General features: G+C 36.5%; 3 protein-coding genes. 2 read left to right on the top strand and 1 reads right to left on the bottom strand.

All coding sequences use genetic code 11. The features are described from left to right. Positions 1 to 282 (bottom strand): regulatory protein RecX (locus tag DCO46_RS20800; RefSeq protein ID WP_165829039.1); only part of this gene is annotated, 282 nt, incomplete at its 3' end. 320 nt (positions 283 to 602) lie between these two features. On the opposite strand from DCO46_RS20800, the gene DCO46_RS20795 reads away from it, so the two are divergent. Both DCO46_RS20795 and DCO46_RS20790 read left to right on the top strand, forming a co-directional pair. After that, complete coding sequence (locus DCO46_RS20795) at positions 603 to 7,133, top strand: T9SS sorting signal type C domain-containing protein (RefSeq protein ID WP_116754401.1); 6,531 nt, start codon at positions 603 to 605, stop codon at positions 7,131 to 7,133. 165 nt (positions 7,134 to 7,298) lie between these two features. Continuing rightward, positions 7,299 to 11,150 carry a T9SS sorting signal type C domain-containing protein gene (locus tag DCO46_RS20790; RefSeq protein WP_243416369.1) on the top strand — a complete coding sequence of 1,284 codons (3,852 nt, stop codon included), beginning with the start codon at positions 7,299 to 7,301 and terminating at the stop codon, positions 11,148 to 11,150. The last annotated feature ends 206 nt before the right edge of the window (positions 11,151 to 11,356 follow it).

The following is an 11,356-nucleotide window of genomic DNA, read 5'->3' as shown; positions in this document are numbered from 1 at the left end:
AGTAATATTTGCAGGAGAAATTTGTCTCGCTTTAAGCTCATTTGTAATCCTGATTTTTCCCCAAAATTTAATTCTGTGTTTGCCTCTTGCAAAACTGCATGCAAATCTTTCTTCATTCAAAAAATTACTTTCAATAAGCTGAACAACAATTAGATCAATTTCGTCAGAAGTCATTTTTAAACTGTATAATTTGGCAACAACTTCGGCGTGACATCGTTCCTGATAGGCGCAAAAGTGTTCTAATTTCAGTAAGGCTTCTTTTGGAGTAAAAAATGAATTCATGAGTTTTTTCTTTCTTTTTAACTATTAATGCTAAAAATAATCATTTTTATGTTAAAATTTAATCTATTGTTTTTAAATTTCACAAAAAGACTTCTTTTAAAAAGTTGCATATGTAGAGAATTATAATATTTTTGTAGGGTAAATCTTTTTGTTGAACAAATGTTAAACAAAAAGATTTAAATGCCTGATTTTTACGTTTTTAAAACCAAAAATAAAAACATTACGTAAGTAATATATTATGGATAATATATTACTATTAGTATTTTTTTATAACGTTTTAGCACCAAAAACAAATTTAGAAATTTAATACCACTACCCATATGATTAGAAAACTACTCTATTCGTTTTTATTGTGTTTAATTGTACAATCAACCGCTTTCTCACAGAAAATTTGGTTGGGTACTACAAGTTCGGATTGGAATACAGCAGCAAACTGGAGTCCAAGTGGAGTACCGGCAGCTGGTAATAATGTTCAAATACCAACGGTTTCATCTCCGGCTGTTTATCCAGTAGTAACAGCAACTATTAGTTGTAATACAATAACATTTACAGGAAATACAGGGAATCTAACTGTAAATAATGGTGTTGTACTTACAACAGGGGCAATAACTGTTAATTCGTCAAATACAAGTTCAAGATCGATAAATATTCTTGGAGGAGGTACTTTGGGGGCGACCTCGCTTACTATAGGATTAACCTCTTCTGACCCTTCTTCAGCAATTACGACCGTCTTAACATCAACAATAAATAACTTTAACATAAGTGGTGATTTGACATTGAACAGTACAAGAGATACAAATAATAATAACGCTGGATTTTATATTGAGAGCGGAACATTAGATTTAGATGGTCAAATTAGGACTGTGAATGAGAATGGAGCTAATACTTCTACTTTTAGTGTAACATCAGGCGCACAGACTGCCACTCTTTTATTAGGTGCTGGAACTCCTTTTAATCTAACAGGTACAGGTGGAAACACGATAACTTTAAATGGAACTGACTCAACGGTAAATTATGATCGTAATGGTAATCAAACAGCGTATCCAACAACATATACTAATTTAACACTATCAAATGCTGGTACAAAAACTACTACCGGTGTAACAGTAAATGGAGTTCTTTCTTTAGAAGGTACTGCTACAGTATCTGCTGTTCCAACCTATAGTTCAACCTCGACTTTGCGGTACAACAAAGGTGCAAATTTTACAACAGGTGTAGAATTTCCTGCATCTTTTCCCGGAAATGTAATTATTGCCAATACCGGGACTATAACTTTTAGTGCTGCAAAAACTATTACAAAATTTTTAGTAATAAATTCCGGATCTAAGGTTAGTTTAGGAAGCAATACACATACTTCGGGGGGGCTTTCATTAGGAGGAAGTAACACATTAGCCGGTTCATGGGGAAGCACTTCATCAGCAGCAGCTAATAAAGACAATACATATTTTCTTGCAGGAACGAGTGGTATAATAAATACTAGTTCTACCTGTACAGATTTTGCAGCAGTTAATCAAATCAGATCTGTATCTCTTAGTACATTGCTTAAAACAAGCACAGGTACTGCCGGATATGAAGATTTTACTGCTGATACACCAACTAAAATAACGCAGGGTAAATATTATGCATTAAGTGTAAGAGGAAATACTGGCGGAGATCAAAACATGTATTATTCTGCTTTTTTTGATTGGAATAATGATGGAGATTTTCTTGATTCAGGCGAATATTTCCAGATAGGAACTATAAGAAACTCTGTAGGAACAACCGCAGATGGTAAAACAGCTTCTGTTTATCTTTTAGTGCCGACAGTTGCTACAGGAAATATTAAAATGCGTATCATCGGACGTTTATCCGGTTATAATTCTACGCCTTGTGCGATGAATGCGAGTACAGGACAGATGGAAGACTATACTGTAAATGTAATATCCGGATGTACAGGAACATCGGGTAATGCTTCTAGTACTGCTTCGGCAGTTTGTCCAAAAGCACCGTTTACTCTTTCTTTGCCAAGTAGTACGTTGGGTGATGCAGCAACTTATGTATGGCAGACATCTCCAGATGGGAATGCTCCATGGACTGATGCAACTCCGGTACCTACAACATTTTTTGGTACTGAACCTTTTAACTCATTACCTGCAAACACAAATGTTTACGGAAGTGCTGCTATAACTGCAGGTCAGTTAGTTTTAACAACTGCTACAAATAGTTTGAATGGGGCTTATGTTATTCAAAGTACACCGGGGATTAGTGTAGATGCATTTACTGTTAATTTTGATTATCAAATTCCTACTACCGGAGGAGCAGATGGTTTTAGTTTGAGTTATGCAGGAGATATTGCAAGTGATGCCGGAGGGGGAGAGAGTGGCCAGGGTTCAGGCATAATTGTTCAGTTTGATACTTATGACAATGAAGGTGTTACACCAGGAAGTCGTGTGAGAATACAATATGCCGGAAACACTCTTTATAACTCGGCAATTGATGTTCCGTCTTTAAGACCTACTACCGGAAACACTCCGGTAATTTTAACAGTAGATGCAAAAGGAAGACTTTTACTTAAAATAAATGGCCAGACCGTAGTATCGGACTTAGCTTTACCAGCGGCATATCTTTCTGCAAATAAATCAGCATGGAAATTTAAATTTGCAGCAAGGACAGGAGGTTCTAATGACATACACGCAATCGATAACCTATTGATTAGATATCTGGATATAGCAAATACTGGCTCAACATTTACAACTTCTCAAACGGTTAAAACATACTATCGTGTTGTAACAACATGCGGAGGAACGCCAACTCCTAGTGGGTCAATAATGGTAGATGTAACATCTGCTACGATCAACACAATGACAGCTCCCGCTTGTACTGGAGTTGCTTTTACAGTAACACCAACAAATGTTACAAATGGAACTATTCCTTCAGGTACAGTTTATACATGGACAGTGCCAACTGTTACAGGAGGAATGACAGCAGCAGCAGCAAGCACAGGAAATTCTGCAAGTATAACAGGAACATTAACAAATCCAACTGCTACAGCACAAACAGCAACTTATACAGTTACCCCAATTACGGGTACTTGTACCGGAATTCCTTTTACTTTGACAGTAACAGTAAATCCTTTACCAGTACCGACTTTTACAGTACAACCATCGACAATATGTATAAATACAGATGTTACCTATACTACACAACCAGGAATGCCTAATTATGTGTGGGGTTTTCCAGGAACATCAGGATTGGATTATATTATCACTTCTGGAGGTATAAATACATCCGAAACAGTAACTTTGAAGTATCTTACGGCAACTAGTAAAACAGTAACCATTAATTATACTAATACAAGTGGCTGTACTGCTGTAAGCGCAACTTCATCTTCAGCTATTATCGTATCACCTGCAACTGTTGCAGGATCAGTTGGTGGTGGAGCAACAGTATGTACAGGAACAAATAGTACAGCATTAACTTTAACAGGACATACAGGAAATGTAGTAAGATGGGAATCATCTTTAAATAATTTCGCTACAGCTGGAACTGCAATTGCTAATACAACTACAAGTCTTACGGCTACTAACTTATCTGCAACAACTTCTTACCGGGCAGTTGTACAGAGTGGCAGCTGTGGCGCTTTAAATTCTGTATCTGCCACAGTAACAGTTTCTCCGGCAACAGTGGCAGGATCAGTTGGTGGTGGAGCAACAGTATGTACAGGAACAAATAGTACAGCATTAACTTTAACAGGACATACAGGAAATGTAGTAAGATGGGAATCATCTTTAGACAATTTTGCTACAGCGGGAACTACAATTACTAATACAACTACAAGTCTTACGGCTACTAATTTAACTGCGACTACTTCTTACCGGGCGGTTGTGCAGAGTGGCAGTTGTAGTGTCTTAAATTCTGCTTCAACAACGGTGACTGTTTCTCCGGCAACAGTGGCAGGATCAGTTGGAGGTGGAACAATAGTATGTACAGGAACAAATAGTACAGGTTTATCTTTAACAGGACATACAGGAAATGTAGTGAGATGGGAATCATCTTTAGACAATTTTGCTACAGCGGGAACTACAATTGCTAACACAACTACAAGTCTTACAGCTACTAATTTAACTGCAACAACTTCTTACCGAGCGGTGGTACAGAGTGGCAGCTGTGGCGCCTTAAATTCGACTTCAACAACGGTGACTGTTTCTCCGGCAACAGTTGCAGGATCAGTTGGTGGTGGAACAACAGTATGTACAGGAACAAATAGTACAGCATTAACTTTAACAGGACATACAGGAAATGTAGTGAGATGGGAATCATCTTTAGATAATTTCGCTACAGCGGGAACTACAATTGCTAATACAACTACAAGTCTTACGGCTACTAATTTAACTGCAACAACTTCTTACCGCGCAGTTGTACAAAGCGGAAGCTGTGGTGTTTTAAATTCTGCTTCAACAACGGTGACTGTTTCTCCGGCAACAGTGGCAGGATCAGTTGGTGGTGGAACAACAGTATGTACAGGAACAAATAGTACAAGTTTATCTTTAACAGGAAATACAGGAAATGTAGTGAGATGGGAATCATCTTTAGATAATTTTGCTACTGCAGGAACTACAGTTGCTAACACCACTACAAGTCTTACCGCTACTAATTTAACTGCGACTACTTCTTATCGCGCAGTTGTACAAAGCGGAAGCTGTGGCGCCTTAAATTCTACTTCAACAACGGTGACTGTTTCTCCGGCAACAGTGGCAGGTTCTGTTGGAGGATCAACAGCAGTATGTACAGGAACAAATAGTACAACATTAACTTTAACTGGACATATTGGAAATATTGTAAGATGGGAATCATCTTTAAATAATTTCGCTACAGCGGGAACTACAATTACTAACACCACTACAAGTCTTACGGCTACTAACTTAACTGCGACTACTTCTTACCGTGCAGTTGTGCAAAGTGGCAGCTGTGGTTCTTTAAATTCTGCTTCTGCTACTGTTACAGTAAATCCGTTACCCGGGACACCAACACAAGGAACTAAAACTCCTTACACATGTACACAAGCAGGAAGTGTAGTATTAAATAATTTACCTGCTGGCTCATGGACATTGACACAAACGGGTATCGCATCTAACGTTACAACCGGCAGTGGAACAACTTACACCGTTACAGGATTAATAGCAGGAAACTATACTTTTACAGTAAGCAACGGTACTTGCCCTTCGTTGCCTTCTGCAACTGTAACGATCATTGACTTATCAACAACAACATGGGATGGAAGTACATGGTCAAACAGTACACCAGATGCTACTAAAGCTGTTGTTTTTGCAGGTCCTTATACAATCGCAGCGGATATAGAAGCTTGTTCCTGTACAATCAATTCAGGGGTTAACCTTGTTGTACCTACCGGACGTACCTTAAAAGTAACCAATGCATTACATGTTGCAACGGGAGCCAGTTTGACTTTTGAAGACAGCTCTAGTCTGGTTCAGGTTAACGATGCTTCTGTAAATACAGGAAACATAACCTATAAACGTATTACCAAACAGATCCGTCAGGCCGATTTTACATACTGGTCAACACCTGTTAATCCTCAAAAACTAATAGATGTTTCTGAAGGAACCCAATATAATATGTATATGGGCTTTACGGGAACAAACTGGCTGGTAACGGACAGAAGCACTGATATGATGGTCGGTAAAGGATATATTATCCGTGGGCCTCAAAACTATTCCAACACTGCAAAAGCAGATTATGAAGCTTCCTTTAAAGGTGTTCCGAATAATGGTATTATATCAGGAGAATCATTACTAGGCGGTAAATACTATCTGATCGGCAATCCATATCCGTCCGCGATAAGAGCATCGAAGTTTTTAGCAGCAAACCTGTTCATGAACGGAACTCTTTATTTCTGGACACATAACACTCCTGTGGTATTGGGCGGTGCCTATCAATATACGACCAGTGATTACGCTTCTTATAATTTAACAGGTGGGACAGCAACTGCACCCGCAAAAAGTGGAAATTCAGGAAACAACAACAATACCCCATTGGGTTATATTGCAGCCGGACAATCGTTTTTTGCCAGCGCAGCCAGTGATGGAATAATTCATTTCAATAACGATATGCGTGAAGGCGGAACCCATAACGGCCAGTTTTTTAAACCTGGAAAAACAGCAAAAGAAACCGATACAGATGGTCACCATATCTGGCTTAACCTGACCAATGAGGGAGGTGCCTTCAAGCAAATGCTGGTAGGATATGTAGATGGCGCAACAAACGATTTTGACAAAAACTATGACGGAAAAACTTTTGACGGAAACATGTATGTCGATTTCTACAGTGTTAACGACCAAAAGAAATATGTGATACAGGGACGTGCATTACCTTTTGCAGATACCGACATTGTTCCTTTAGGATACAGAAGTACAATCGCAGGTGATTTTACGATTTCTATCGATAAGACTGATGGTGACCTTGCTACTCACGCTGTTTATATTGAGGACAAGACAACTGGAATTGTTCATGACCTGAAAGCCGGTAAATTTACTTTTACTACAGCGGCAGGTACTTTTACCGATCGTCTGGTATTGCGTTACACTAATAAAACATTAGGTACTGGTGATTTTGAAAATACCGAAAACGGAATTTTGGTTTCGGTTAAAAACAAGGTAATCAGAGTCAATTCAGCTAAAGAAACTATTAAGGATGTTACTATTTTTGATGTCTCAGGAAAGCTTCTTTACAACAAAAATAAAATCGGAACAACCGACTTCCAGATATCAAATCTGCAGGCAGGAAATCAGGTCTTGTTGGTAAAAGTAACTTTAGACAACAATTACTCTGTTACCAAAAAAATTATCTTTCAATAAGATATAAACCTTAAGTTTACTCTAATAAAAAATCCATTTGTCGAAAGGCAAATGGATTTTTTGTTAGAACTAAAAATATCACCTAAAACTGGTATTGTATCATTTATACACAAAATCTAAATTAGCAGTTTAATCTTACGATTTTAACAAGCCTAATTTTAGATTTTGATAAAAAAAATAATTCTTCTTTTCACTTTTCTTGCCATTTGCAGCAAATCAGAAATATATGCACAGCAAGGTAAAATCGATCGTACATTTAATACACTTGATGACGGATCAATTGGTGATGGTTTTGATAATACAGTCAGAACATTATCTATACAGTCAGATGAAAAATTAATTGTAGGTGGCGATTATCTAAATCTCAACGGAATACCTTCACCATACTTAACACGACTGAATGAAGATGGATCTATCGACGATAGCTTTAATACAGGAACAGGTTTAAACGGAAAAGTTTATTGTTCTTACATTCAGCCCGACGGAAAGATAATAATTGGTGGAAACTTTACAGCTTTTAACGGAATAACAGCCGGAAGATTAATCAGATTAAATACAGACGGATCTCAGGACACATCACTCAATACTTCAATTGGAGCTGTAACGGGAATTATTTATAAAATTTGCCCACAATCTGACGGAAAAATTATTATCGTTGGAAGCTTTACAAAATACAATAATGTTACGGTGAACAGGGTGGCACGTATACTGTCTAACGGTACATTAGATACTACTTTTAATACAGGAAGCGGATCAGCTTTAAATATTACAAACGTTGAAGTACTGTCTAATGGTAAAATTTTACTGGCTGGTAACTTCACATCCTTTAACGGAGTTTCTGCAAATAGAATTGTCCGTTTATTTTCTGATGGCAGAATTGACGCAAGTTTTAGTATCGGTATAGGTTTTAATGACGATGTAAACGCAATGACTTTGCAGCCCGACAATAAAATTATACTAGGCGGAAAATTCACAAGTTATAACGGAATTACTGCGAATAGGATTATTAGATTAAATCAGGACGGAACTCCTGATGTAAGTTTTTCTTCAGGTTCAGGATTAAGCAAGGAGGCTGTTCAGGTTCTTAAAACTGATGCATCGGGAAATATAATGGTTGGAGGATCTTTTACCGGAACTTATAATAGTAGTAATGTAAACCGTGTTTTTCTTTTAGACGCTAATGGAATTCTCAAAGATGATTTTGATATTGGTTCAGGTCCCGGATCAGCATCTGTTACAGCTTTAGAACATGGTGCTGACGGATCCTGGTTTATTGGCGGATCCTTTTCGGTTTTTGACAGTATGAATCAGGGAAGACTGGCAAAGATAAATGCTGATGGAGAATACGATACAGAATATTTATCCGCTGGAATTGGTTTTGATAATTCTGTTTTAAAGCTACTGCCGTTAGAAAATAAGCAGACAATGGTATTTGGTAATTTTAATAAATTTAATGGAGTTTTCTCCTCAAAAATTGCCAGAATTTCAGAGAACGGAACTTTACATCCTACTTTTAATACAGGACAGTCCGGCGCAAATAATCTTATAAAATCAGCAATTTTACAAAAGGATGGAAAAATTGTTTTTGGAGGAAATTTTACAAAATATAACGGATCGGCTTATAATCGGATTGCCCGTATTCAGCCTGAGGGAGAAATAGATCCTACATTTAATACAGGTTCCGGTTTTAATGGTCAAATATATTCAATCGCAATCCAGCCTGATCAAAAAATTATTGTGGGAGGCAATTTCACCTCATATAATGGTTCACCGGCCACCAGAATAATCAGACTATTACCGGATGGCTCACGCGATTCCGGTTTTAATGTTGGGTTGGGAGCAAACGCTATTATCGATGTTATTTTGATTCAGCCCGATGGTAAAATTCTGGTGGGAGGCAGGTTTTCAGCTTTTGATAATAATTTGTTTTCAGGTCTCGTACGCTTAAATACTAATGGAAGTATTGATTCCGGTTTTACTATAGGAACTGGTTTTGATAAAAATGTGTATGCGATTGCCCTGCAGTCTGATCAGAAAATAATTATTGGCGGATCTTTTTTGAATTACAATGGGATTTCTCAAAAACGGATTCTAAGATTAAATACCAATGGAAGCCTGGATACTACTTTTGAATCCGATACAGGTTTTAGTAAAGGAGATGTCCTAAGCCTTCTTGTGCAACCCGATGATAAAATTTTAGCCGGAGGAACTTTTTCCGGGACTTATAAAACAAAACCCTCATTAAGGCTGATACGTCTTTTAAAATCGGGAGAATATGATTCCGGTTTTCAGGCTAATTTAAACGGAAAATTATACACTATGAATTTTACTTCTGACCAAAAACTAATGATTGGTGGTAGTTTTAATTCCGTATCAGGAAATTCAAAACACAGAATTGCACGTTTAAAAATTTGTCTGGAATCGACCGTCTGGAATGGAATTGCCTGGTCAAATGGTTTGCCTTCAGGAGGAAAAGAAGTTACTTTCAAAGCAGATTATCCCAATTTAACCTCTGCGGGTATTTGCAGTTGTACAATTGATAAAGGAAAAACAGTAACTCTTTTGGACGGAAATACCCTAAAAATTGAATTTGATTACAATGGTTCCGGAACTTTAGTTTTAAATGATACCGCCGGTTTATATCAGGATGATGATGAAATTGTAAATAGCGGAATTGTGCAGGTAAAAAGAAAATCATCACCGATTTTAAAATTAGATTATACCTATTGGTCATCACCGGTTCAAAATCAAACACTGATAGATGTTTCGCCTAATACATCATCAGGCAATTTTTTTTCATTTAATTTTTTATCAGGTTATTGGAATTCTGAAACATCATCAAATAGTATGGTACCCGGAAAAGGATATATTATTCGTGGTCCTCAGGATTTTTCGACAACATCTCCTGCCAGATTTGAGGCAACATTTAAAGGAATACCGAACAATGGGGTTGTTAATTTAGAGTTAGGAAATCCAGGTACTTATAATTTGATTGGAAATCCCTATCCATCTGCCATTGACGCTGATTTGTTAATAGAAAAAAACATCCGGAATATAAAAGGAACACTCTATTTCTGGACACACAATACCCCATTCAAAAACAATAAATATACATCAGATGATTATGCGGTTTATAATCTATTAGGAGGGGTTGGAACCAGAAGTTCAGTTTCATCGGGATTAAACGAAATAATTCCTGACGGGAAAATTGCGTCCGGACAAGCATTTTTTGTTAGGAGTAAAAATTCAGGAATGGTTGAATTTAATAATAGTATGAGAGTAGAAGGACAAAACTCAACCTTTTTTAAACCCGGTAAAGAAAATAAAAATGCAAATGAACCGAATATTAAAAAACACCGCTTTTGGTTAAATTTAGAAAATCCGGAAGGCGTTTTTAAACAAATTCTGATTGGTTATATTGAGGGAATGGCAGATATATCAGACTACAATGCTGAAACTTTTAATGCGAATGAGTTCGTAAATTTCTATAGCATTTTAGAAAATAAAAAACTTGTAATTCAGGGAACAGACAAAATATTTTCTGAAACAGATTCAGTTTTCCTTGGCTATCAGACCACCGTTGACGGAAACTTCAGTTTAAAAATAGATGATCAGGATGGACTGTTTTTAAATCAGGATATCTATATTGAAGATCGGTTTTTAAATAAAATACAGAATCTTAAAGAAAATCCATACTTATTTTCAACTACAAAAGGGACATTTAATGATCGTTTTGTTTTGCATTACAGTGATAAAGCTTTGAATAGGAATAATGTTGAAAACATCGGAAAAACAATTTTAATAGCTGTAAAAAACAAATCAGTTAAAATAGTTTCTCCTAAAGAAAATATTCAGCGAATTGATATTTATGACGTTTCAGGGAAAGTTATTTACACTAAAAACAAGATTGATCAAGCAGAATATCAGACACCGGATTTGCCATTTAGTAATCAGGTTTTTATCATAAAAATTGCTTTAAATAATTATACATTCACTCAGAAAATTATACTTGAATAATAGTTTTAGAATAAAAACCTGACTCACACTCCTCCTGTAAAGAGCTTTTTTTATTGAAAACACAGGTAATTAGTTTTAACATTTGCTTCAAAAAATGCCAAAACAAGCTGTTTTTTTGATTTTTTACTGCATTGTATTTTTTTTAATTTTTAAATGAAAAGCCTTTATTTTATTGTTAAACTTCTTATTATTAAACTATTTAAAAA

The sequence above is a fragment of the Flavobacterium sp. HTF genome, from assembly GCF_003105115.1.
GTDB lineage: Bacteria > Bacteroidota > Bacteroidia > Flavobacteriales > Flavobacteriaceae > Flavobacterium.
This window is presented reverse-complemented; position numbering and strand designations above follow the sequence as displayed.